Origin of the sequence: Streptomyces sp. NBC_01788 (assembly GCF_035917575.1) — a bacterium.
Taxonomy (GTDB): domain Bacteria; phylum Actinomycetota; class Actinomycetes; order Streptomycetales; family Streptomycetaceae; genus Streptomyces.
This window is the reverse complement of record NZ_CP109090.1, coordinates 3,328,028-3,352,697: the sequence shown is the minus strand read 5'-3', so window position 1 is coordinate 3,352,697 and position 24,670 is coordinate 3,328,028. Positions and strand designations below refer to the sequence as shown.

Genomic DNA, 24,670 nt, shown 5'->3' with positions numbered 1-24,670 from the left:
GGGGTGCCTCACAGCTCTTTCGTCAGCCGGTGGATGAAGTCACGCGATGGTTCCTCTTCGAGTGACACTTCCTCCACCTTACGGAAACGCGTTCGAAAGGCGCTGAGCTGGGCTTCGGAATCAATGAAGGCCGAGCCATGGGGCACGTCACGTACCACCGTGTCCAACTTCGGTACGGGGCCACCCACGTACGTCATGCTGCTTCCGGCCCTGGCGAATCCGTCCAGGTCGAAGGGGATGACGCGCACCGTGATGTGGAGCGCTTCGGAGAGTTCGAGGAGGCGGGTGAGCTGAGCTCGTGAGGTGACTCGGTCGCCGACTCGGATCCGCAGGGCCGCCTCGTGGATGGCGAGTCTGTACGGGACAGGGGAGGGGCCGTCGATGATCACCCGCCGAGCCGTCCGATGGCGTACGCGCAACGCCAGTTCCTCATCGGTGAGTTCGGGAACCCTGGCGGAGAAGACGGCGCGTGCGTAGTCCTCGGTTTGCAGAAGGCCCGGCACGTACAGAATGGCCACTTCATGGCGGTACTGGGCATGCTGATCCAGCTCGGAGATGTCCAGGAACGAGGTGGGCAGCAAACCCCGGTACTCCTCCCACCAGCCGCGCGTCCGATCGGTGGCCATGGCGACCAGCGCGTCGATGAACTCGTTGTCGGTGCAGGCGTAGTGGGATGCGAGTCGACGCAGTCGTTCCTCGCTCACCCCCGACAGGCCGGACTCGATGTGGCTGACCTGGACGGAACTCACGCCGAGTAGCGCTGCTGCCTGGCGCGCACTGAGGCCTGCAGCGTCACGGAGTCTGCGCAGTTCGACCGCCAGGCGCATCTGTCGTGCCGTTGGTTCGCGCCTCGTGGTCATCGACTGCTCCTTGGTGCAACGCGCTCATGAACACGACTCGTTCGAGTGTCAGGTTACGCGACCGGCTTGCGGAACCGAAACTTTAACCCCTACCGTCAGTGACGCGACGCACACGCTGCGGAACTCCGGGGTGCCGGAAGCGCACCGCCCCGTCCTGCCATGACGGCTGCGGCAATGCCACCGCCCGGACACCGCCGTAGGCCCAACCCTCACTCACCAACCGGAGTTGACTCATGCCTGAAACCGGTACCGCCATGGTCGCCGACCCCTGGGAGTACTGCCTCTACATCCCCAACGATCTCCGCGCCGTCACCGTCAGTCGCCGCACCCTCCGCCTCATCCTCACCATGCACGGACTCATCCGCCTGGTCGACGTGGCCGAACTGCTCGCCGCCGAGCTGGTGTCGAACGCCGTACGGCACACCAAGGGGCCCGCCGCGCTGCGGGTGCGGTGGGCGGCGGGGGTGTTGCGGATCGGGGCGTGGGACGCGGACCCCGCGCCGCCGGAGCCCCCGGTGTCGTTGGGGCAGGTCGTGGACCTGGAGCAGGGGCGCGGGCTGGCGTTGGTCAAGGCCTGCGCGGACCTGTGGGGGTGGCAGCCGCTGGCCAGGGAAGGCAACCGCGGGAAGGTCGTCTGGTGTGAGCTGGCCGCCGCCTGACGGGGCAGGCCGGATGCATCCGCGCCTCCGCCGCAAGGTGAAGGCCCGTCGTGCGCGGCGTGATGGACCGGTAAAGGAGTGCACAAGACGCAAAGGGGCGTGCGTCGGCAAAACGGTCAGCGTTGACAAGTCACGGTCAAGGTCGGCACAAGGTCTCCCCTGGAATGTCTGCGCATTGTGTGCGGTGGGCAAGTTCGGCGCGTTCCTTGTCGCTTCTTGATCGATGGAGTCGTTGCCGTGCCTCTGTGGCCGTTCAGACGCACACGCCCCGCCCGGCGAGCCCGCCGTGCACGACGTGGCGTCGCCGTGGTCGTACTCACCGCGCTCGCGCTGATGCTGACGACCGATCAGGCTCTTGCCGAGGGCCTTGAACTGAGCCACGTCGAGCTGCCGAGCATGAGCCTGGCGTCGCTGGCGGCCTGGTTCACCGACCCGCACTGGGGCAGGCTGCCGCACCAGGAGTCCGGCACGGCCGCGGGTCACCGGCATCACGTCCCCGCCACCGCCACCGCCGCGCACCGCGGCGCGGGCCACGCCCCCGGCAAGGGCCGCGGTGAGCTGGCCGCCTACCACCCGCACGCGCCGGCGACCAAGCAGGGCCGCAGCCAGGGCGGACACTTCAACGACAAGACCAGCAAGCGCAGCCTCACCAAGTCCTCGCGAACCGAGACCGTCTACGACAACGCCGACGGCTCCACCACCCGCCGGATATCCCCGACGCCGGTCAACTATCAGGTCGGCAAGGGGAGATGGGCGCCCATCGACGTCGACGTGCGGGCGGGGCCGGACGGCCGCTGGCACGAGAAGGCCAACTCCCTCGCCGTCGACTTCGGCCCCAGGGCCACCGACGACGCCCTCGCGTCCCTCGCGGTCGACCCGGGGCACCGCATCGCCTACACCCTGGAAGGCGCCGCCCCCGTCCAGGGCGTCGCGGACGGCTCGACCGTCACCTACAGCAATGTCCTGGACGCCACCGACCTGACGCTGGCTCCCACCGCCACCGGTGTGAAGGAATCGGTCGTCCTGCACTCCACGGACGCCGCGAACTCCTGGACCTTCCCGCTCACCCTGAAGGGCCTCACCCCAGTCCAGCGGGGCGAGAACGGCTGGACCGACCTGCGTGACTCCTCCGGCACGACCGTCGAGCGCGTCCCGCCCGCGTACGCGTACGACGCGAAGGTGGACCGCCGCTCCGGTGAGCCCGCCACCACCCACGACGTCACCACCGAGCTGGTCCGTTCCGGGGACGGCTACGCGCTGAAGGTGACGCTGGACAGCGGATGGCTGCACGACTCCCGCCGTGTCTTCCCGGTCACCGTCGACCCGACCGTCCAGGACGGCTGGACGACCACCTACGCCGAGTCCGGCGCCGCCGGTGACCACTCCTACGAGCAGACCATCAAAGTCGGCTCCTACGACTCCGGCACCCACTCGGCCAACAGCTTCGTCAACCACTGGGACACGGCCTGGGACGGCAGCAAGGCCACCGTCACCGCCGCGACCCTGCACCTGTTCGACACCTGGGCCTCCACCTGTACCGCCGAACGGTTCGACGTGGCGCTGGTGACCGGTTCCTGGACGCCCGAGTCCGTCACGTCCTACCCGGGCCCCTCGAAGGGCGCCTCCATCGGCAACGCCACTCCGAGCGTGCCCAACGCGTGCGCCAACACGGGCGCCGACCGCACCGTCGGCGACTGGGTGACCGTCCCGCTGTCCACCTCGGCGATCCAGGGGTGGTTCAACGGCACCACCGCCGACCTCGGCCTGGCGGTGTACGCGTCGACCACCGACGCCCTGCACTGGAAGCAGTTCGACTCCTTCAACGCACCGGGCAAGGGCCCCTGGCTGGAGGTCACCTACACCGGCAACACCGCCCCGCAGTTGTACGAGCAGTTCCCGCAGGACAACGCCGTGGTGGGCACCACCCAGCCCGAGCTGACCGCGTGGGCGGGCGGCGCCAACTCCACCAGTGGCAGCGCCAACCAGTACCTGTTCCGGGTCTTCGACGCCACCGGTGCCAAGGTCGCCGACTCCGGGCTGATCGCCACCGGCAACTGGTCCGTGCCCGCCGGCAAACTCGCCTGGGGCAAGACCTACACCTGGACCGTCCAGGCGTACGACGCCACCACCAAGCTGTACTCCCCGGCCGACCCGTACGCGCTGTCCGTGCAGGTCCCGCAGCCCGTCATCACCTCCGGGCTGTCGCAGAACAGCAGCGACCACGGCTTCGACGCGGCCATCGGCAACTACACCACCTCCGACACCGACGCCTCCATATCCACCGTCGGCCCGTCCCTGGACGTCGAGCGCGACTACAACTCCCGCGACCCGCGCTGGACCGGCGCGCTCGGCGCGGGCTGGTCCAGCATCTTCGACTCCCGGGCCACCGAGCAGTACACCGCCTCCGGCGCGGTCGCCAGTGTCGTCGTCACCTACCCGGACGGATCCCAGGTCGGCTACGGCAAGAACAGCGACGGCACCTTCACCCCGGGCAACGGACGGTTCGCCACCTTCAAGACGGTCACCGGCGGCTACACGCTGACCGACAAGGACGACACCGTCTACGCGTTCACCCAGTCCCTGGGGTCCGGCGGCTACGGCCTGACCTCGGTCACCGACGCCAACGGCCGTTCGGTCAACCTCACCTGGTCCGGCGGCCACGTCACCAAGATGACCTCCGCGGTCTCCGGCCGTTCCCTGTCGCTGACCTGGAGCACCCCCTCGGGCGCCCAGGCCGCGCACGTGTCGACCGTCGTCACCGACCCGGTCACCCCGGGCGACACCGCCACCGCCCAGAAGTGGACGTACGGCTACACCGGCGACCGGCTCACCCAGGTGTGCTCGCCGCTGTCCGCCACCAAGTGCACCACGTACGGCTACACCGGCGGCTCCGGCTACCGCAACGCCGCGCTCGACCTCGACCCGCACACCTTCTGGCCGCTGTCGGAGACCTCCGGCACCACCGCCAAGGACGCCGTCCTCGCCAACCAGGCGACCACCAACGCCACCTACGAGAACGTCACCCTCGGCCAGACCGCCGGCCCGCTCAACGGCTCCACCGCGACCGCCGCCACCTTCAACGGCACCTCCTCCGACATCGCGCTGCCCAAGAACCTCGGCAACGACACCGACTCCGGCGCGATCTCCCTGTGGTTCAAGACCTCGAAGGGACCGGGGGTCCTCTACTCCTACGCCTCCCAGCCGATCGGCTCCGGACAGGCCGCCGGCTTCTACACCCCGTCCATCTACGTCGGCTCCGACGGCAAACTGAACGCCGAGTTCTGGTACAGCGGCGGCGTCAACCCGATCGTGTCCTCCGCGTCGGTCGCCGACGGCAAGTGGCACCATGCGGTGCTCTCCGCCGCCGGCAACTCCCAGACGCTCTACCTGGACAACACCAAGGTCGGTTCGCGCAACGGCACCGTCTCCATCAAGAGCGCGACCGCGTTCGGCAAGAACCAGTCGTTCAACTACCTCGGCGCCGGCTTCCTCGGTGGTCCCTGGCCCGACGAGCCGCACCAGTCGACCTCCGCTCCGGACGGCTACGCCACCTACTTCAACGGCTCCATCGCCGACGTCGCCTGGTACAGCCGCCCGCTGGTCGCCGCCGACGTGAGCGCGCTCTACACCTACGGCACCCACGCCACCAACCTGCTGAGCGGCATCACCCGGCCGTCCGGCAAGTCCTTCGCGAAGATGTCGTACGACCCGGACACCACCGCCCTGAACCAGCTGACCGACGAGAACGGCGGCGTCTGGAAGCTCGGCGCCCCCGCCGTCACCGGGTCCAGCGACACCTACCGGGGCGCGGTGCTGGGCCAGGCGCCCGCGGAGTACTTCCGCCTCGCCGAGGCCGCCGGCGCCACCAAGGCCCTGGACGAGGTACGCGGCGGCGACGGCACCTACACCACGGTCACTCTCGGCACCTCCGGCCCGTTCAGCGACCGCAAGGCCGCCACCTTCGACGGGACCGCCTCCGCGGTGACGCTGCCGAGCGGATCCGTGCCCGGATCGGGCGCCGAGTCGGCCGGCATGTGGTTCAAGACCTCGACGGCGAACGGCGTACTGCTCGCCGCCTCCCGGGACCCGCTGAGCGGCGGCACCACCCCGACCGCCTACACGCCGATCCTCTACGTCGGCAGCAGCGGCAAACTGTACGGGGAGTTCTTCTTCTCCGGCGGCTCGACCAAGCCGCTCGCCTCCGCCTCCGCCGTCACCGACGGCAAGTGGCACCACGTGGTGCTCTCCACCTCGGCGAGCAGCCAGTCGATGTATCTCGACGGCACCCTCGTGGGCACCCAGAGCGGCGCGGCCAACATGGCCAACCAGCCGTACACGTACGTCGGCGCCGGTTACCTCGGCGGCAACTGGCCGGACGAGGCGCACCACAACACCGCCGACAACACCGGCTACGCCACCTACTTCAAGGGCTCCATCGCCGAGGTCGCTCTCTACCGCTCGGAACTGACCGACGCCGACGTCGCCGGGCAGTTCCAGGCGGCGAAGAACTCCACCGGGCTGCTGCCGGTGGAGACGGTGAAGGTCACCTCACCGAAGAACGCCACGCTGACGTACATCTACGACGTCACCAACGGCAACCGTGCGCTGACCGAGATCGACGGCCTGGGCAACAGGACCAGCTTCGGCTACGACACGGCGGGCTTCGAGCACACGGTCACCGACCCCAACGGGGCGATGAACGTCACCGGCCACGACGTCCGCGGCAACATCGTGTCCTCCACGTCCTGCCAGGACCAGGCCGCGAACAAGTGCAACACCGAGTACTACACGTACTACCCCGACGACACCACGGACCGGCTGACCACCGCCGACCCGCGCAACGACCAGCTGCTGACCGAGCGCGACGGCCGGTCCTCGTCGGCGACCGACGACACCTATCTGACCTCGTTCACCTACGACTCGGCCGGCAACCAGACCAGGATCACCAGTCCGGCGGTTCCCGGTTTCCCGGCCGGCCGCTCCGTCACCACCGAGTACAGCGACGGCACCAGCGCCTACCCGGCCGCCGACGGCGGCGTGGTGCCCAAGGGCCTGCCGGTCAAGACGGTCAGCCCGGGCGGCGCCGTCAACAAGGTGTCCTACTTCAAGACCGGTGATGTGGCCTCCACCACCGACGCCATCGGCCTGGTCACCCAGTACACCTACGACGGTCTGGGCCAGGTCACCAGTCAGAAGGTCGTGTCGGACACCTACCCCGGCGGTCTGGTGACGACCTACAAGTACGACGCCGCCGGTCAGGTGACCGAGGAACACGACCCGCAGCTCACCGACCGCGTCACCGGCGCCACCCACGCCGCCGTCACCAGCACGGTCTACGACGAGGACGGCGACACCACCTCCCAGACCGTCTCCGACGCGAGCGGCGGTGACAAGGCGCGCACGCAGACGTGGACCTACGACGTCTACGACCACGTGCTGACCGAGTCCGACGCCAACGCCGCCGAGGGCGCGGCCAACGGCAACACCACCACGTACACGTACGACACCTCCGGCAACAAGACCAAGGAGGTCACCAGCGCCGGCAACGAGACCCGGTACACCTACGACGACAACGGCAACCTGCTCACGCAGGGCGTGATGTACACCGGCGACCCGACCGACCCCAAGTCGCCGGTGCTGCTCACCGAGTCCTCCCGGGCCTACGACCCGGCCGGACGCCTCGCGTCGATCACCGACGCGATGGGCAACACCACGTCGTACACGTACACCGACGACGGCCTGACCGCGACGGTCAGGCGGACCGGCGCCGACGGCAAGAGCTCCTACGTGCTCGCGTCGGACACCTACGACGCCGCCGGCAACATGCTGCAGTCGACCACCGACAACGGCGAGACCGTCACCAAGTACACCGTCGACGCCGCCTCCCGGACCACCTCCACCGAGCTGGACCCGACCGGCGTGGACCGCGTGACCACCGTGTCGTACACGCCGGACGACCAGGTCGCCAGTGAGAGCAACCACGACGCGACCGGCTACAGCCGCACCACCACCCACACCTACGACGACATGGGCAACCTGCTCAGCGAGACGCTGTACGGGGACGCCTCCGGTCACCCCGCGGGCTGGTGGAAGCTCGACCAGACCTCCGGCACCCAGGTCACCGACGCCTCCGGCACCGGCAACACCGCCACCGCCTCCGGCGTCACCTGGAGCGACGGCGCCGCGAACCTCGCCGGCACCTCCGGCCAGCAGATCGCCACGAACGGACCGGTGCTCGACACCACCGCGTCGTACACGGTCTCGGCGTGGGTGAAGATGTCCTCGCTGCCCACCCACAACGCGACCGTCGTCGCCCAGGCGGGCACCACCAACAGCGCGTTCATGCTCCAGTACAACTACGCGCACACCAGCGCGCCGCTGTGGAGCATGGAGCAGACGAGCAAGGACGCCTCGGGCGCCACCTTCCCGGCGGCCTACTCCACCGCGGTGCCCCGCGTCGGCGACTGGACGCACCTGACCGGCGTGTACGACGCCGCCACCGGGGCCATCAGGGTCTACGTCAACGGCACCCCGTCGGGTTCCAGCAGCAACACCGCCCCGTGGAGCGCCACCGGTCCGCTCACCATCGGCCAGGCCAAGTACGCGGGCAACCCCACCGACCTGCTGCCCGGCGCGGTCTCCAACGTGCAGGTCTACCAGCGGGCGCTGTCCGGCACCGAGGTGACCTCGCTGTACGGCAAGGGCCGCGGCGGCGGCACGGTGGGCTCGTCGGACGCGCGGACCACGAAGTGGACGTACGACAAGCGGGGTCTGCCGACGGCCGTCACGGACGCCGAGCAGCACACCACCGACTACGCCTACGACGAGGCGGGCAACCTCGCGGTCACCACCGCGCCCGCCGTCCAGGCGGAACCGGACGGCACCACCGCCTCCACCGTGCGCCCGGCCACCACCAGCGGTTTCAACACGTTCGGCGAGGGCGTCGAGGAGCGGGACCCGCGGGGCCTGGTCACCACCACGGCGTACGACGCCGACGGCAACAAGGTGTCCGAGACCCTGCCGCCGTACACCCCGGAGGGCGCCTCGTCGCCCACCGAGGGCACCACCGTGTACACGTACGACAGCGAGGGCAACCAGACCTCGGTCACCAGTCCCGGTGGCAGGACCACGAAGTACCTGTACGACCAGCTGGGCAACCTCGCCCGGGCCACCGCGCCGGACGGCACGACCACGCACTCCACCTACGACCCGAACGGCGAGCGGCTCTCGGCGACGGACCCGACCGGCGCGCAGACCCAGGCCACGTACGACTTCCTGGGCCGGCAGCTGACACGGACGACGCTGGAGCGTTACCCGTCGACGCGGACGCTGACCACGACCAACTCCTACGCGGTCACGGCGGGAAACCCCTATGGGGCGCACGTCGCCTCGACGACCTCGCCCGGCGGTGTGAAGACGACCTACGGCTACAACCGGGCCGGTGACATCACCTCGGTCACCGACGGCGCGGGCAACACCAGTGGCTACGCCTACGACTTCGAGGGCGACCTCGCGAGGACGACCCAGGCGGACGGCAGTTACACGACGACCGACTACAACGCCGAAGGCGCGCCGACGGCCACCCGGTCCTACGACGCGATCGGCACCAGGCTGTGGGAGACCTCGCAGGCCTACGACGGCGTCGGCAACCTGACCGCCGCCACGGACGCGAACGGTCACACCAGCCGCTTCACCTACGACGCGGCCGGCACCGTCACACAGGAGATCCAGCCGGTCGACGCCTCCACGTCGATCACCACGACCTTCGGCTACGACGCGGCCGGCAACCGCACCCGCTTCACCGACGGCCGCGGCAACTCCTGGCGCTACACGTACACATCGTGGGGCCAGCAGGAGAAGGTGATCGAGCCGACCACCGCGAAGTACACCTCGGTGGACGACTCGACGACCACCTTCGCCTACGACGCGGACGGTCAGCTGACGCACGTGAAGCTGCCCGGCGGGGTCACGACGGCGATGACGTACGACGTCAACGGCCAGTTGAAGGCGATGTCCGGCGCGGGCGCCGACGCGGCCACGGCCGGGCGGAGCTTCAGCTACGACGCGGCCGGCCGCGTGCTGTCGGCGAACACCGACGCCGCGGGCATCACCGGAGCGGTGGACCACCAGGACGCCACGCACGACGAGTTCACCTACGACGACCGCAGTGACGTCCTCACGGCATCGGGTTCGGCGGGCTCCTCCGGCTTCGCCTACGACGCCGACAGCCGGATGACGTCCCGCGCGGACGCGGCGGGCAGCATGACGTACGGCTACGACACGGCCGGCCGTCTGTCGTCCCTGAACGACGCGGCCACGGGCACCCAGCTGACGTACTCGTACGGGATGCTGAACGAGCTGAAGTCGGTCAAGTACGGCTCGGCCGGCCAGACCCGCACCTTCGGCTACAACAGCGCGCACGAACTGACCAGCGACGTCCTGGCGCAGGGCGCCTCCACACTGGCGCGCTTCAGCTACGGCTACGACAAGAACGGCAACCTGACGTCGAAGACGACGACGGGCGTCTCGGGCGCGTCGGCCAACACCTACGGCTACGACTGGGCCAATCGCATCACGTCGTGGAACGACGGCTCGAAGACGACGGCATACGCCTACGACGCCTCGGGCAACCGCGTTCGCAACGGCTCGGACGTGTACACGTACGACGAGCGCGACCAACTGACTTCGGACGGCGTCCACTTCTACGACTACTCGGCGCGCGGCACGATGACGCAGGAGTCGTCGGCGGCGGGCGGCACGGTGGCGTACCGGACGGACGCCTTCGGCGGCCAGATCGTGGCCGGCCAGCAGTCGTACACGCTGGACGCGCTGGGCCGGAACATCCTCGACCGGGACACGACGATCGCGGGCTCCCCCCGTACCTTCGCCTACTCCGGCGCGGACAACACGATCGCCTCGGACGGGGACAGCGCCTACACCTACGACCCCTCGGGCGGCGTCGTCGGCGTCAAGGAGGCCGGCGGGGGCCGTCGGGTGCTGGCCCTGACCGACCAGCACAGCGACGTGGTGGGCACGTTCACGGCGGGGGCGACCTCGCTGGCGGGTTCGGTGTCGTACGACCCGCTGGGCAAGGTGGTCTCGCCGACGAACACGGTCGCCGGGCATCTGGGATTCCAGTCGGGATGGACGGAGCCGGGCACGGGCAACGTGGGCACCGCCTCGCGGTGGTACGACCCGGACACGGGCGTGTTCCTGAACAAGGACAGCATCTCGCTGAACCCGGTGCCGAACTCGGTGGCGGCGAACCCGTTCGCCTACGTCGACGACAACCCCCTCGCCGGCACGGACGAGTCAGGCAACTGCTCCTGGTACGACGTGGTGTGCGGGGCGAAGAAGACCGTGCACAAGGCCAAGACCGCGGTCAAGCACGTGGCGCAGAAGGTGTACCACGCGGCCAAGCACGTGGCGAGCAAGGTGGTGCACGCGGTCAAGCACGCGGCCGCCAAGGTCGTGCACAAGGTGCAGGACGTGTACCGCGCGACGGTGCGGGTGGTGCGGCGCGTCTACCACTACGCCGCGAGACAGGTCAGACGCGCGTATCACCGGGTGGTCCACGCGGTGCATACGGCTTATCACAAGGTCTCGCACGCGGTGCACCGTGTGGTGCACGAGGTGAAGAAGGCGGCGCACAAGGTCGCGCACGCGGCGAGGACGGCGTATCACGCGACGGTCAAGGCGGCGAAGTCGGCGGCGAAGTACGTCAAGCACCACGCGGCGGCGATCACCTCGTTCGTGGTGTCCACGGCGGTGTTCGCGGGCTGTGAGGCGATCACGGCCGGTGTCGGTTCGATCGGCTGCGCGGCTGCCGCGGGCGCGGCGGGCTCTCTGGTGGAGCAGGGCTTCAAGTGCGCGGAGCACGGCGGTGGCGACTGCAGCGCGGGCGCGTTCGCGGGCTCGGCGGTGACGGGAGCGGTCGCGGGTGCGCTGGGCGGTGCCCTGGGCAGTCTGGGCGGCAAGATCCTGGCGAAGGTGGCGCCGAAGGCGATGAAGGTCGTCGGCGGCCTGTTCGGCAAGGGCGCGACGGAAGCCGAGGAGACGGCTGCCAAGGACGCCACGGAGGCGGCTGCCTCACGGGCGGAGTCGGAGGGCGCGGGGAGCAGGAGCCAGTCGCACTCCGGCAAGGACGGGCCGAGTTGCCGGATCGGTGGGCCGCACAGCTTCACGGGGTCGACCCGGGTGCTGATGGCCGACGGCACGACCAAGGCCATCGACCAGGTCAAGGTCGGCGACACGATCGCCAACTCGGTCCCTGGTGTTGCCGGCACGGAGGCGCACAAGGTCACCGACGTGATCGTCACGCGCACGGACCACGACTTCGTGGACCTGACCATCAAGGACGAGGGCAGGACCGCGGGTAAGACCGCAGGCAAGCAGTCGCTGAAGTCCGGCGTGAAGGCCGCGGCCAAGTCCGTGGCCAGGAAGGCGGCCCGCAAGGCAGCCTTCGGCCTGGCGGCCTCGGCGGCAGTGCTCGGCGCCCTGTCGGCCGGCCACGGTCACGGTCACGGTGACGCGCGGCAGCCGGTGGCGGCGGTCAGCCAGGTGTCGTCGACACCGGCCACGAAGGCCGACGCGCAGGACGCCCGCCTGACGACCACCTTCCACCACCCCTTCTACGACCAGACGCAGTCGGCCTTCGTCGAGGCCAAGGACCTCAAGCCCGGCGACGTCCTCCAGACCCCGACCGGCACGGCCCAGGTCACCGGTGTCCGCCTCTACCACGCGAACACCACCACCTACGACCTCACCATCGGCACCCTCCACACGTACTATGTGGAGGCAGGCGACACATCGGTCCTCGTCCACAATTGCAACGGAGCCGTCGCAGGGCACTCCACAAAGTGTCAGTGTGCGAATGGTGCCAAGCCGCGGATTCCCCGTAATCCGTTCGGAATGCGAGGTAAGCCGTCAACGGTACAACACTTGGACGAAGTGCGGGACGAGTTGATGGACGCCAATCCTCGCTGGAAGCATGTTGCTGGAGGAACGGACCGAAGCACCGGCGCAGTGAAGCCAGAGAAAACAATATTTGGGCCAAACGGAGAGGTCCGGAGGCCTGACCTGACGTTCGAACTGGAAGACGGTTCACCCCTCCATGTGAACACTGTTGATACCCTCAGTGACGGAGTCACCCCGGACTCGCGAGAACTGGCAAATGCCATTGACATTCACATGTGGGGCAAGGGACCGGTACTTATGATTCCGAAGCCGAGACCGTAGTTGCGGTGGCAGGTGGCGCACTCGTGTCGAAGGGGAGAGCATGGCTTCTACTGGACGACAGATCCAGCTGCTTTTGTTGCCCGAAGACGAGGATCAAGTCCTACGGGCTATTCGGGCCAAGCATCCGGAGATGAGGCTCCTGGCCCATGTTCCATGGGTTGATGGGGAAACCCCGCCAGTGCGCAACTCGGTTGGTGAATGCGGAACCATCGCAACCATTTGGAACCCCACCTTGCATCCCAGATTGCCTGTGAGTGTCGGTTCGGATGGCGCGATTACCGGACCCGGGGTCGGGCCTGTCGTTCAGTGGGTGAGGAGTTTGGAGAAGACGCCCGGCATTCTGGAATCCGGGCGTTGGGCGGCGGGGTTCGACAAAGAAAGGGATCCGGAAATGGCCTCCTTTGTTGGATCTCTTTGGAGGGTGCTAAACCGTTTCACCACCAATCGAATGGTGCGTACGAGGGGGGCGGGTCTGGATGCTGCCGCTGTTACCCCGGAACGCCGCTTTAGAGTGGGTGAGATGGCCGCTGAACGAGCGCGGGAGGGCAGTCTGACGCTGCGCTCGGGGGCGATGTATATGCGGCCTGAGGCCGCCTGATGTTACATCTAGTACGACCTTCCACACTCCCATCGGCACCGCAAAGGTCAGGGCCTTCTCAACAATCCCATCTGTGAAGAAGGCCGTTCTGCGGACGCCGACGGACCGTTGATTCCTCCCTCATCTGCGAAAGCGTAGGCAGGAACGGCCCGGCTTCCACACGTACTATGTGGAGGCCGGGGACACACCGGTTCTCGTTCACAACTGCGACGACCTCGGTACCAAGGTCGACTACCAGGACACCGAGAACCGGCTCGACTGAAGGACGGAACGATCCCCACCGGGCGGTCGATGGGGAGGGGGCGAAACGGGATCCACGCAGAAGAGGACCTGATCAACCAGGCTGGCGGTATCGAGAAGATCGACGCGCTGTTCACTGAACGTGCGCCCTGCGACAACAAGTGTGACGGCCTCCTAAGAGACACGGACGTCGACGTCTCGTATGCGTTTCCCTGGAATCATCCTGAGGAATCGATCAGGCTGGTCCTGGGCTGCCTCGGCTCGCATGACCCCAGGACACGTCGGGTCGGCCTCTGGGGCCTGGCCGTCATCGACTTCGGTGGGGCGAAGTACTTCGGGTTGGTCGCCGACGCGGCGTCCGACCCGGACCCACGAGTACGCGCCGACGTGATGAGCACCCTCGGCTCCGTCTTCGGCGTGGGAGATCCTTCACGAGCCCGGGCCATCCTGATCGCCGGCGCCTGCGATCCCGCGCCCGAGGTCAGGAGCAGCGCCGTGGCGGCCCTGGGCTCGTTGCGCGACGAGAGTGTCACCGACCTCCTGGTGGCCTGTGCCGATGACACCGACCGCAGCGTGCGATTCTCGGCGGCGTGGTCCTTGGCACACCGACCGGGCTCGCCGGTCCGCGCCGCGCTCGAACGGCTCGCGGCGGATGAGGACGGCGACGTTCTCGATGCTGCGCGCAGGGTCAGGAGTTTGCCGGTCACGCCAGTGTGACGTGCGTATCGCTCTCGGCCAGGACCTCGAGGACCTGGCGGACAAGTCGTACTGCTGGCCGTTCGGCGTCAGGACGCGGAACACGTGTTTCTGCGTGGTCATAGCGTTCCGGCGGGGATGCTCGAGGACGACTCTCTGCTCAAGTTCTACCGCCAGGCGCATCTGGCTTGCGGATGGTTGACGCCTGGTCGCCTGTCAGCGGGTCACCGGCAGCGCCGCCGCGAACCGCGGCCCGTCTCCCCTGTTCTGGACCGGGAACGTGACCTTCAGGCCCACGGCGGCGGTGACCGCCTGCCTGCGGACGGAGACCGAGCCCACCCCGGCCAGGCTCGTCAGCTCCACGCACTCCTCCGCGAGGAGCAAGGGAACCGCAGCTTTGAGCAGTTGGCGGTTGCGACGGGCGTTCAGGGCCATGGGAACTCCATTGGGCAGGGCGGTCCCGCGAGAGGAGCCCGTCGCTCAAGGGGACGGACGCCAGGGAGATCAGGCGAACAACAGATGTCCGGTTGGTACGGGCACAGTCAAGCGACGGTTGTTTTCATGCCGCGTCTTCAGACGGCCCGACCCGCGGACTTACCGGTGGCAGCCATGTCACTGGCGTCGCTTAGGATCCGCCGCATGTCGCTCGCCTCTCCCGCCTCCGCCCTGCCTCCACCCGATTTCGAGGTTGCCTCCGCCTTCCCCGAGGCCGCCTGGCTGCGACAGGCCGCCGCCGCGGGGGACTGGGCCTCGGCGCGCGGGTACGTCGACTCCCTGCCGCAGGGCACCGACCGCGCCTTCGCGGTGCGTGTGCTGGCCGAAGTGCCAGGTACCGAGCGGTCGCTGCACGAACTGGTCGCCGCCGCTCCGGACGACGTGTTCGCCCTGACCGTGCTCGGCGCCCGTGAGGTCCAGGCGGCCTGGGAGATACGCACCGACGCGCGCGCCGAGCACGTCAGCCGCGAGCAGTTCGCCGGCTTCCACGCGCGGCTTCGGGAGGCCGAGAAGCGGCTCATCCGGGCCACCGCCCTCGATCCGTCCTACGACGCGGCCTGGGCCGAGCGGCTCAACACGGCCCGCGGACTGCAGCTCGGGCAGAACGAGGCACGGCGCCGGTACGACCGGCTGGCCGCCCATCACCCGCACCACTTCACCGGTCAGGCCCGCCTGCTCGACCAGTTGTGCCCCAAGTGGGGCGGTAGCTGGCAGGCCGCCCACGGCTTCGCCCAGGAATGCCTGCGGGGCGCTCCGGGCGGGGCCCTGAACGGCGGCCTGGTCGCGGAGGCGCACATGGAGCACTGGCTCGAGCTGGAGGCCGGCCGGGAGCGTACCCAGTACCTGCGGCAGCCCCACGTCCACGCCGAACTCGTCGAGGCCGCCGAGCGCTCGGTGGCCCACCCGCACTTCCGGCCGGCCTACGGATGGGTCACCGTCCAGGGATGCTTCGCCGCCCTCTTCTCCCTGATCGGGGACCGCGCACGGGCCGCCGCGCACTTCCGCGCGCTGGGCAACCTGGCCTCGGAGTACCCGTGGAGCTACCTGGGCGAACCGGCCGAGGCCTACGTCAAGCACCGCGACGCAGCTCTCGCCGCGGGCTGACGGCCCACGACACCGAACCCCACGAACGTGACGAACACGCCTAACAGAGGCCGAAGATGAACCCGCAGGCCGCCGTCCACCGCACCGAGACCGACGGCATACCCACCCTCTTCGCGCAGGCCGCCGGGCCGATGCGCGCCGGACTCGTCTTCCGCGTCGGCGTCGCCGACGAGACGTTGGCCAGGACCGGTATCACCCACCTGGTGGAGCATCTCGCGCTGCACCGCCTGGGCGTGGCCGACTACCACTTCAACGGAACCACCAAGGCCGCCTTCACCCACTTCCACGCGGAGGGCGCCGAACACGAGGTGGTCGCCTATCTCCAGGGCGTCTGCGCCTCCCTCATCGCGCTGCCCATGGAGCGTCTGGAGACCGAGAAGGAGATCCTGCGCACCGAGGAGTCCCGGCGCGAGACCCCCCAACTGCCGCTGTGGCGATACGGAGCCCAGGGATACGGGCTGGTCAGCTACCCGGAGTGGGGCGTGCGGAACCTGGGTCCGCAGGACGTGGAGTCCTGGGCGCACACCTGGTTCACGCAGGGCAACGCGGTGCTGTGGGTCGCCGGTGAGCGTCTGCCGGCCGGGCTCACGCTCAAGCTGCCCGCCGGTCAGCGCCGGTCCCTGCCCGTCGTCACCTCCGCTCTTCCCACCACCCCCGCCTACTTCTCCGACGGCACGGGCGGCGTGCTGCTGGACGCGGTCGTCGCCGACAGCACAGCCGCCCGGCTGTACACGGGCGTTCTCGAACGGGAGCTGTCCCGGGCCCTGCGCCAGGAGGGCGGCTACTCGTACACGGCGGCAGCCGACCACACCGCGCGCCGTGACGGCTTCGCCCTGGTGACGGCCTTCGCGGACGCCCTGCCCGCCAAGCAGGACGCGGTGCTCGGCGGCTTCGTCGACGTCCTCGCCGGGCTTCAGGCGGGCCGGATCGGCCAGGCCGACCTGGACGCGGTCCGCACCCGGGCCGACGGCGCACTGACCGCGCCCGACGCGGCCGTACGGCGACTGCCCGGCATGGCGGAGGACCTGCTCGCCGGACGGTCCTCGCTCACCCTCGACGAACTGCGTCCCGAACTGCGGTCGGTGACCCCCGCGGATCTGCACGCGGTGGCCGTGGAGGCGGCGGGAACGGCTCTGATGCAGGTGCCTCACGGGCACAGCGCCGACTGGGCCGGGTACACGGCGGCGCCGACGAGTTCGCCGCACGCGGTGACCGGCCGGCGGTTCCCCTCGCTGAGGGGTGACGGTTCGGCACTGGTCGTGGGGGAGGTGGGGGTCAGCCTGACAGCGGGCGGACCGGACGGCACGGAGCATGCGGTGACCGTGTCCTACCGCGCCTGCGCGGCCATGCTGAGCTGGCCGGACGGCGGGCGCCGGCTCATCGGTGCCGACGGCCTGGTCGTCGACGTGGAACCCGGTCTGTACGGCGTCGACGCGCACACGATGGCGGGTGTGGCCGCCGCCGTTCCACCCACCGCGGTGGTGTGGCTGCCGCCCCGGGAGCGCACGCCCGCGCCGGAACCGGCCCCCGGCGGGGGCGGCCCGGTCCACGCCGGTGCGCCGGGGTCGGCCACGCCCACCCGGCGGACCGGCGGCCAGACCGCGGCCGTGGTCGTCTTCGGGCTGCTCGGCGTCCTGTTCGCCTTCCTGGCCCTGTCGTTCACGGTCTTCGGCGCCGACGATCCGGAGACCAGCACCGCCGAGTGGCTCTCCATCGGGGGCTTCATGTGGGGGCTCACCGCCCTGCTGACCTGGCCGGCCGTCCGGATCCTGCGCCGCACCCGGCGGGTGTGACGGCGCCGGGGCCTGCCGCTATCGCCCGCCGTACGGGTACCCGTACGCCTGTCCCTGAGCGGGGGCCGGCGCTGCCGTGTACGGCGGCTGCGCTCCCCGCGCCGACTGCCGGTCGAAGACGGCGAACAGCAGCATCGCCGTCGCCGTCAGCAGGCACAGGATGACGACGATGCCCAGGACCGGGTCACCTTCGCCGCGGGAGGTGACGGAGGACCACGGCAGCGTCACGCACTCGTACACGACGAAGGCGGCGAAGGCCCCCCAGTCCGAGCCGAGTCCGCGGCGGATCGCCACGTACAGGAACGGCACCCACGCCAGCAGGCCCAGCGAACCCCAGACCAGGACGGACCAGGCGATCCGCTGGAACCAGCCGGCCTCCAGCCGCTTGTCCATCTCCACCCCCAAGAGCTCCGCCGCACGAGGACGGAGTCGTCGCAGGCAAGGTTAGGCCACCGAACGACGTGGACCGATGCCGTCAGGAAGTCTGCTTCAAGGCCGTGACGATCCGCTCCGTCAGCTTCTTCGCGGTCGCCGCCCCGTTGTCGTGGCCGTCCGTCGACATGACGCTGACGACGTTCGTGCCGACCTGGGCCGCGACGAGGGTCGTGCCGTTCTCCCAGGCGGAGTCCGTCAGGGTGATCGTGTAGGCCGCGTCGCCCAGTCCGGACGTGGCCCGTCCGGTGACCTTGACCCTCGAGTGGGTCTGCGAGTCGGTGAAGCCGGTGCAGGCCGTGACCGCCTTCTCCAGGGCCTCCATGACGCGCGCCGCCGTCGTACCGCGGTAGGCGTCGATCTCCTGGGCGATGTCCTCGGAGGTGTTCTTGCTGACGTAGTCGTTCTGCGCGAAGGACACGCCGGTGATCCCGGCGATGTCTATCCACGCGGTGCCGCCGAGCCTTGTGCAGTCCGGCTTGGCCGCCGGGGCGGTCGACGGGGTCGTGTAGGTGTCGCCGGAGTCCCTGGCCCCGCTCGGGTCGACGGCGAAACCGGAGGCGAAGAACGACGCCGGGGCGAGGGCCTTCTTCAACTGGGTGCCCGTGAGCAGACCGGCGTTGGGGTCGCTGGTGGCAGCCGAAGGCGCGTGACCGCCGGAGCCGGACGAACCGGAGCCGGACGAACCGGAGCCGGAAGAGCCGGAGCCGGAAGAGCCGCAGGCCGTCAGGGTCAGGACCAGGGGGAGCGTGGCCACGGCGAGGACACGGGCGGCGCGGAACGCGAAGTGCATGCGAGGTGCTTTCTTGAGCTGGGGCCGCCACAGAGGCGTGGCGAGCGGACGCTATGACGCCCGAGGAGACCGGACCGGTTGCGGCCGTGGACAACACGCGTGTTTTTACGGCGTCTTGTGTGATTCTTGTGCCCTGCGAGGCGATCGCTTTTCGAGCCGCGGGGTTTGGTCGGCTAGCGTGCCTCCGCACACGCGCAACATGCGCGTACACGACAACAGGGGTGGGGATGGCCGAGCACCGGCAATCGAAGAAGCGCAGGTACATCACATGGGCGGCGGCCGGGGCCGTCGTCGTGGCCGGCGCCGGGATCGCGGCCCAGACGTCCATGGCGGCCACCGCCTGGCCCGCCCAGAAGACCTTCACCGGCCGGGCCTTCGACACCTGCACGGCGCCCTCGCTGAGCGCCATGAACGCCTGGCGCACCGACAAGTACTACGGCGCCGCCGCCGTCTACATCGGCGGCAAGAACCGCGGCTGCGCCCAGCCCAACCTCACCGCCTCCTGGGTGAAGTCCGTCAGCGCCCAGGGCTGGAAGCTCATCCCGCTGTACGTCGGGGCCCAGCCGCCGTGCCAGAAGAGCGCCAACCCCGAGCGGCTCACCGCCGCCACCGCCGCCTCCCTCGGCACCGCCGACGCCAACGACGCGGTGGCCAAGGCCTCGGCGCTCGGCATGAAGGCGGGCAGCCCGGTCTACCTCGACATGGAGCCGTACGACATCACGGACAAGGCGTGCAACGACGCCGTGCTCACCTACGTCCGCGCCTTCGACAAGGTGCTGCGCGACAAGACCTACCGCGCCGGCTACTACGGCTTCACCAGCTCCAGCGCCAAGGCCATCGCCACCGCGACCAACAAGACCGACCTGCCGGGCAACCTCTGGTACGCCCTGTGGGACGGCAAGGAGACCACCACCACCGACTGGCCCTGGGGCGCCACCCAGTTCACCGACCACAGCCGCGCCCACCAGTACATGGTCAACAGCAAGGAGACGCGCGGCGGCGTCACCATCACCGTCGACCGCGACTGGTGGGACGCTCCGGTCGCCATCACCGGCTGACGGTTTTCCCCCTCGCCGGACGCCATGTGGGTCCCTCCCCCTGTGCGACGGTGCCCGAAGTCGTGGTGAATCGTTGGTCGAATGGGTTGGCCGGAGCCCGGCCGCTGCCTACTATCGATCACCGCAAGACTTTGTGCGCCCGCCCGTCGCCCGACCACCACCCCTGGTGGAGGCGCTGCGCGCCGCACCTGTCGAAGCAATCTCCACCACGGGAGGTTTCCTTGCACCGCCGCCGTCGCACCGCGCTCGTCCTGTCCGCCGCGCTCCTCGCGGCGGCACCCCTGCTCACCGCCTGTGGAAGCGACGCGCATCCGGGCGCGGCGGCCGTGGTCGGCGGCCAGCGGATCACCTTCGGGCAGTTGCAGAGCCGGGTGAGCGAGGTGCGCGAGGCGCAGCGGGCCGCGGTGTCGGACGAGGCGCAGTACCAGCAGGCCGTCGCCTCGACCGGCACGCTCACCCGGGACACGCTGCACCAGATGGTGCTCGACCGGGTCCTCGACCGCGCCGCCCGGAACGCCGGCCTCACCGTCAGCCGCAGCGAGGTCCAGCAGCTGCGCACCGGTCTCGAACAGCAGGCGGGCGGCGCCAAGGCGCTCGAGGGCACCTGGCTCCAGCGGTACGGGGTGCCGCCGCAGCGCCTCGACGACAACCTCCGCCTCCAGGTGAAGGCTCAGAAGCTCGCGACCCATCTGCACACCGACGCCGGCCAGCCGGCCTTCTGGAAGGCGCTGTCCGAGGCCTCCGCCGACCTCCACGTCGACCTGAACCCGCGCTACGGCACCTGGGACGTGGAGAAGAGCACCCTCGTGAAGGCGAAAACGCCGTGGCTGCGGGACGTCTCGGCGTCCCAGAACCAGCAGTCCACCTGACCGGACGCCGGACGGTCGCCGGGCGGCCGGATGCCGGGCGGCCGGCCCTGTGGACAACGGGGCCTGTGGACAACCGGGCCAGGGGCAGCCCCCGGCCTGTGGACAACTCAAGGTGACCCCAGCCGCGTGCGTTACGTTCGGAGCGTGAACACCACCAGCGCGACCACCTCCGCAGCGGCCCCGGGCCGGATCGTCCTGCTCACCACCAGCCACCGGGTCGCCCCCGGACTGCTGTCCTGGCCCGCCTGGCAGGCACTGCGGTCGGCGGACCGGGTGCTGTGCGCGGACGGTGCCCATCCGCAGCTCCCGTATCTGCGGGAGGCCGGCACGGCCGTGGACGAGGCGGCGCCGAGCGCGGAGGAGCTGGTGGACGCGTGCGCCGGCGGCCGTACGGTCGTCGTCGTGGCCACCGGCGAGGGCGAGCCCGCCCTGACCGACGGACTGGCCCGCCTGGCCGGATCCGGCCGTGTGCAGATGCCCGAGCTGGAACTGCTGCCCGCCTCCTACGACCTGCCCGGCGCCCGCCTGCTCGACCTCGTCCAGGTCATGGACCGCATCCGCGCCGAGTGCCCCTGGTCGTCCCGGCAGACCCACAAGGGCCTGGCCAAGTACGGCATCGAGGAGGCGTACGAGCTGGTCGAGGCGATCGAGGACGGCGACCGCGAGGAACTGCGCGAGGAACTGGGCGACGTCCTGCTCCAGGTGGTCTTCCACGCCCGTATCGCCGAGGAGGACCCCGAGGAGCCGTTCTCCATCGACGACGTGGCCGGCACCATCGTCGCCAAGCTGATTCACCGCCACCCGCATGTCTTCGGCGACGAGACCGCCACCACCCCGGAGGAGGTCAAGGCGCACTGGCTGCGCACCAAGGCCGAGGAGAAGCGGCGCACCTCCGTGACCGAGGGCGTCCCCCTCGGCCAGCCCGGCCTCGCCCTCGCCGCCAAGCTGGCCTCCCGGGTTCGCACGGCGGGCCTGGACGTCCCCCTCCCGGCGGGCGAGGGCTTCGGGTACGAACTGCTGGCTCTGGCCGCCCGTGCCGAGGCCGAGGGCGTCGACCCGGAGGCGGCCCTGCGCGCGGCGGCGCGCGCGTACCGGGACGTGATCATAAAGACGGAGGGCAACTGAGGCCCTGAGCGGCCGCGCGGTACGCGACTGCACCGCGCGGACGCCCCGGCGCTAGGGTCGGCCCCATGCACGACCAGCCACCCACCCTGTTCACCTGGGAGTTCGCGAGCGACCCCTACCCGGCCTACGCCTGGCTGCGCGAGCACGCCCCCGTGCACAGGACCCGCCTCCCCAGCGGGGTCGAGGCCTGGCTGGTCACCCGGTACGCCGACGCCCGGCAGGCCCTGGCCGACCAGCGGCTGAGCAAGAACCCGGCGCACCACGCCGAGCCCGCGCACGCCAAGGGCAGGACGGGCATCCCCGGCGAGCGCAAGGCCGAGCTGATGACCCACCTGCTGAACATCGACCCGCCGGACCACACCCGGCTGCGCCGACTGGTCAGCAAGGCGTTCACCCCGCGCCGCGTCGCCGAGTTCGCCCCGCGGGTGCAGGAGCTGACCGACGGACTCATCGACGGGTTCGCCGGACGCGGCACCGCCGACCTCATCCGCGAGTTCGCCTTCCCGCTGCCCATCTACGCCATCTGCGACCTTCTCGGCGTCCCCCGCGAGGACCAGGACGACTTCCGGGACTGGGCAGGCATGATGCTGCATCTTCCCGGGGGCGAGTCCACGGACCCCCGGCGCCACGGCAAGAGCTCCCGCGGCGGAGTCGCCCGCTCGGTGAAGAAGATGCGCAGCTATCTCGCGGAGCTCATCCACCGCAAGCGCGAGGCGCTGCCGGCGGAGCCCGTCCCCGGCGAGGACCTCATCTCCGCCCTCATCCGCGCCTCCGACCACGGCGAGCACCTCACCGAGAACGAGGCCGCCGCGATGGCCTTCATTCTGCTGTTCGCCGGTTTCGAGACCACCGTCAACCTCATCGGCAACGGCACCTTCGCCCTGCTCACCCACCCCGAGCAGCGGGACCGGCTCCAGCGGTCCCTCGCCGAGGGGGACGGCGGCCTGCTGGAGACGGGCGTGGAGGAACTCCTGCGCTACGACGGACCGGTGGAACTGGCCACCTGGCGCTACGCCACCGAGCCGCTCACCATCGGCGGGCAGGACATCGCCTCCGGCGACCCGGTCCTCGTCGTCCTCGCCGCCGCCGACCGGGATCCGGAGAGGTTCGACGCCCCCGACGTCCTCGATCTCGGGCGACGTGACAATCAACACCTCGGCTACGGACACGGCATCCACTACTGCCTCGGCGCACCGCTCGCCCGTCTGGAGGGCCAGACCGCGCTGGCCACCCTCCTCAACCGGCTTCCGGATCTCCAATTGGACTCGGATCCAGCCGACTTGCGCTGGCGCGGCGGGCTCATCATGCGCGGACTGCGGACGCTGCCGGTGCGGTTCACCCCTGGTCGGTAAGTCGGAGGGAAGCCGGACAAGGCCGGAAAAGGCGCCTGCCGCCGCATCACCCCTACCCACTGAAGGCCTCGAACATGACACGGCGTCAGCTGTGTGATCTTCACGTGATCTGTGCGGCATGAACTTGTAACAAGCGAGCGTCAGCGGCTACTTTCACCCATCAGCGTGGCGCCGAGTCGCGGCCGCCACGCGGGTCAGCGTTGTCGCACGAAAGGTCTCCGTATGCTCTCCGGGAACGGTCGTCACCGTCGGCCCCGTCAGGCTCCGGCCCTCCTCGTCGCCGCTGGAGTGACCGGATCCGCCATCGCCATCCCGCTGATGGCCGCCGGCGCCGCCAGTGCGGCCGACGGCAACACCTGGGACAAGGTGGCCAAGTGCGAGAGCGGCGGCGCCTGGAGCTCCAACGCCGGCAACGGCTACTACGGCGGCCTGCAGATGACGCAGGACGACTGGGAGAAGTACGGCGGCCTCGACTACGCGCTGAGCGCCGATCAGGCGAGCCGGTCCCAGCAGATAGCCGTGGCCGAGAAGGTGCTCGCCGACAAGGGTCCCGGCGCCTGGCCGACGTGTGGGCTGCTCTCCGGTCTCGGCGAGAAGTCCGAGGCGGCGAAGGTCGACACCGGAGTGGGCGACACCGGATCCGCCAACTCCTCCGGAAAGTCGCTCACCGACGACCTCGGTCTGTCGAACTCGTCACAGACGCCGGCCGACTCGTCCGGCTCGTCGGACACCGACCCTGGTTCGGCCGACTCCTCCGACTACCCGAGCGAGTCCCCCACCACGTCCTCACCCTCGCCGTCCTCGCCGGCCAAGAAGGGCAAGCCGGGTAAGTCCGACACGTCACATGATGTCGCCGCGAGCGGGTCCCAGTCGCCCGACACCTCGCCCCCGGCCGCGCCGGAGCTGGGCGACACGGACAAGTCCTGGCAGGTCGGCGGCAGTTCGGCCCTGGTCGACACCGGGGCGCTGGGCGGCGGACGGCACCGCGGCGGCAGTGCCGTCGAGAACCTGGTCGACAACCACACGGCCGCCTCCGCCGGCCGCCACGCCGCACGCGCCGGCGACTCCTACACCGTTCGCGCCGGCGACTCCCTCGAGTCCATCGCCGACTCCCTTGGCGTGCCCGGCGGATGGGATGCGCTGTACGCCGCGAACAAGGGCGCGATCGGGTCCGACCCGAACCACGTCTCCGCCGGTCAGACCCTGAATGTCCCTACCGAAACGCCCCAAAAGTAGCGGGAGTTCACGTCACGCTTCGCCCCGAATGCCCGATTCGGGGAAAGTGTGGGATGAGTCTCAGAAGCCCTGATCGTCTTTGGAGTTCGGCGGAGCGCGTGCCTACGGTCGTGACCGCTCGT

14 protein-coding genes are annotated in these 24,670 nt (G+C 69.8%); 10 read left to right on the top strand and 4 right to left on the bottom strand.

Going from position 1 to position 24,670, the window contains the following annotated elements; all coding sequences use genetic code 11:
* Nucleotides 1–8 precede the first annotated feature (8 nt).
* Nucleotides 9–860 (bottom strand): helix-turn-helix domain-containing protein, encoded by an 852-nt coding sequence (locus tag OIE49_RS15205; protein WP_326802781.1) that lies wholly within the window; start codon nucleotides 858–860, stop codon nucleotides 9–11.
* Nucleotides 861–1,093: 233 nt separating this feature from the next.
* On the opposite strand from OIE49_RS15205, the gene OIE49_RS15200 reads away from it, so the two are divergent.
* The 3 genes from OIE49_RS15200 to OIE49_RS15190 all read left to right on the top strand — a co-directional run bounded on the left by OIE49_RS15200 (nucleotide 1,094) and on the right by OIE49_RS15190 (nucleotide 14,312).
* Nucleotides 1,094–1,519 (top strand): ATP-binding protein, encoded by a 426-nt coding sequence (locus OIE49_RS15200; RefSeq protein ID WP_326802780.1) that lies wholly within the window; start codon nucleotides 1,094–1,096, stop codon nucleotides 1,517–1,519.
* 306 nt (nucleotides 1,520–1,825) lie between these two features.
* Nucleotides 1,826–12,757 (top strand): LamG-like jellyroll fold domain-containing protein, encoded by a 10,932-nt coding sequence (locus OIE49_RS15195; protein WP_326802779.1) that lies wholly within the window; start codon nucleotides 1,826–1,828, stop codon nucleotides 12,755–12,757.
* A gap of 889 nt (nucleotides 12,758–13,646) precedes the next feature.
* Nucleotides 13,647–14,312, top strand: coding sequence for a HEAT repeat domain-containing protein (locus tag OIE49_RS15190; protein ID WP_326802778.1), 666 nt, complete (start codon nucleotides 13,647–13,649; stop codon nucleotides 14,310–14,312).
* A gap of 195 nt (nucleotides 14,313–14,507) precedes the next feature.
* Here the strand turns inward: OIE49_RS15190 and OIE49_RS15185 are convergent, their stop codons facing one another.
* On the bottom strand, nucleotides 14,508–14,726 hold the full coding sequence (locus tag OIE49_RS15185) for a hypothetical protein (RefSeq protein WP_326802777.1): 219 nt from the start codon (nucleotides 14,724–14,726) through the stop codon (nucleotides 14,508–14,510).
* 204 nt (nucleotides 14,727–14,930) lie between these two features.
* Here OIE49_RS15185 and OIE49_RS15180 point away from each other — a divergent pair, with 204 nt between their 5' ends.
* The gene (locus OIE49_RS15180; RefSeq protein WP_326802776.1) at nucleotides 14,931–15,890 is read left to right on the top strand and encodes a hypothetical protein; all 960 of its coding nucleotides are present in this window, start codon (nucleotides 14,931–14,933) and stop codon (nucleotides 15,888–15,890) included.
* A 56-nt stretch (nucleotides 15,891–15,946) separates the two neighbouring features.
* Nucleotides 15,947–17,683, top strand: a complete 1,737-nt coding sequence (locus tag OIE49_RS15175) for a M16 family metallopeptidase (RefSeq protein ID WP_326802775.1) — start codon at nucleotides 15,947–15,949, stop codon at nucleotides 17,681–17,683.
* A gap of 18 nt (nucleotides 17,684–17,701) precedes the next feature.
* Here the strand turns inward: OIE49_RS15175 and OIE49_RS15170 are convergent, their stop codons facing one another.
* Complete coding sequence (locus tag OIE49_RS15170) at nucleotides 17,702–18,076, bottom strand: hypothetical protein (protein WP_326806238.1); 375 nt, start codon at nucleotides 18,074–18,076, stop codon at nucleotides 17,702–17,704.
* Nucleotides 18,077–18,158: 82 nt separating this feature from the next.
* Nucleotides 18,159–18,908 (bottom strand): hypothetical protein, encoded by a 750-nt coding sequence (locus OIE49_RS15165; RefSeq protein ID WP_326802774.1) that lies wholly within the window; start codon nucleotides 18,906–18,908, stop codon nucleotides 18,159–18,161.
* Nucleotides 18,909–19,135: 227 nt separating this feature from the next.
* Between OIE49_RS15165 and OIE49_RS15160 the strand changes: the two genes are divergently transcribed.
* From OIE49_RS15160 to OIE49_RS15140, 5 genes are all read left to right on the top strand, one after another.
* Nucleotides 19,136–19,966, top strand: coding sequence for a glycoside hydrolase domain-containing protein (locus OIE49_RS15160; RefSeq protein WP_326802773.1), 831 nt, complete (start codon nucleotides 19,136–19,138; stop codon nucleotides 19,964–19,966).
* A gap of 221 nt (nucleotides 19,967–20,187) precedes the next feature.
* Nucleotides 20,188–20,835, top strand: coding sequence for a SurA N-terminal domain-containing protein (locus OIE49_RS15155; RefSeq protein ID WP_326802772.1), 648 nt, complete (start codon nucleotides 20,188–20,190; stop codon nucleotides 20,833–20,835).
* A 144-nt stretch (nucleotides 20,836–20,979) separates the two neighbouring features.
* Nucleotides 20,980–21,960: a nucleoside triphosphate pyrophosphohydrolase gene (locus tag OIE49_RS15150; protein ID WP_326802771.1), complete on the top strand. Its 981-nt coding sequence runs from the start codon at nucleotides 20,980–20,982 to the stop codon at nucleotides 21,958–21,960.
* A gap of 65 nt (nucleotides 21,961–22,025) precedes the next feature.
* Complete coding sequence (locus OIE49_RS15145) at nucleotides 22,026–23,312, top strand: cytochrome P450 family protein (protein ID WP_326802770.1); 1,287 nt, start codon at nucleotides 22,026–22,028, stop codon at nucleotides 23,310–23,312.
* 222 nt (nucleotides 23,313–23,534) lie between these two features.
* The gene (locus OIE49_RS15140) at nucleotides 23,535–24,548 is read left to right on the top strand and encodes a transglycosylase family protein (RefSeq protein WP_326802769.1); all 1,014 of its coding nucleotides are present in this window, start codon (nucleotides 23,535–23,537) and stop codon (nucleotides 24,546–24,548) included.
* Nucleotides 24,549–24,670 lie beyond the last annotated feature (122 nt).

Bases quoted from the DNA above. Each gene is read 5' to 3' on its own strand.
- OIE49_RS15205 (WP_326802781.1), bottom strand. From the start codon at position 860: ATGACCACGAGGCGCGAACCAACGGCACGACAGATGCGCCTGGCGGTC.
- OIE49_RS15200 (WP_326802780.1), top strand. From the start codon at position 1,094: ATGCCTGAAACCGGTACCGCCATGGTCGCCGACCCCTGGGAGTACTGC.
- OIE49_RS15190 (WP_326802778.1), top strand. From the start codon at position 13,647: ATGGGGAGGGGGCGAAACGGGATCCACGCAGAAGAGGACCTGATCAAC.
- OIE49_RS15185 (WP_326802777.1), bottom strand. From the start codon at position 14,726: ATGGCCCTGAACGCCCGTCGCAACCGCCAACTGCTCAAAGCTGCGGTT.
- OIE49_RS15180 (WP_326802776.1), top strand. From the start codon at position 14,931: ATGTCGCTCGCCTCTCCCGCCTCCGCCCTGCCTCCACCCGATTTCGAG.
- OIE49_RS15175 (WP_326802775.1), top strand. From the start codon at position 15,947: ATGAACCCGCAGGCCGCCGTCCACCGCACCGAGACCGACGGCATACCC.
- OIE49_RS15170 (WP_326806238.1), bottom strand. From the start codon at position 18,076: ATGGACAAGCGGCTGGAGGCCGGCTGGTTCCAGCGGATCGCCTGGTCC.
- OIE49_RS15165 (WP_326802774.1), bottom strand. From the start codon at position 18,908: ATGCACTTCGCGTTCCGCGCCGCCCGTGTCCTCGCCGTGGCCACGCTC.
- OIE49_RS15160 (WP_326802773.1), top strand. From the start codon at position 19,136: ATGGCCGAGCACCGGCAATCGAAGAAGCGCAGGTACATCACATGGGCG.
- OIE49_RS15145 (WP_326802770.1), top strand. From the start codon at position 22,026: ATGCACGACCAGCCACCCACCCTGTTCACCTGGGAGTTCGCGAGCGAC.
- OIE49_RS15140 (WP_326802769.1), top strand. From the start codon at position 23,535: ATGCTCTCCGGGAACGGTCGTCACCGTCGGCCCCGTCAGGCTCCGGCC.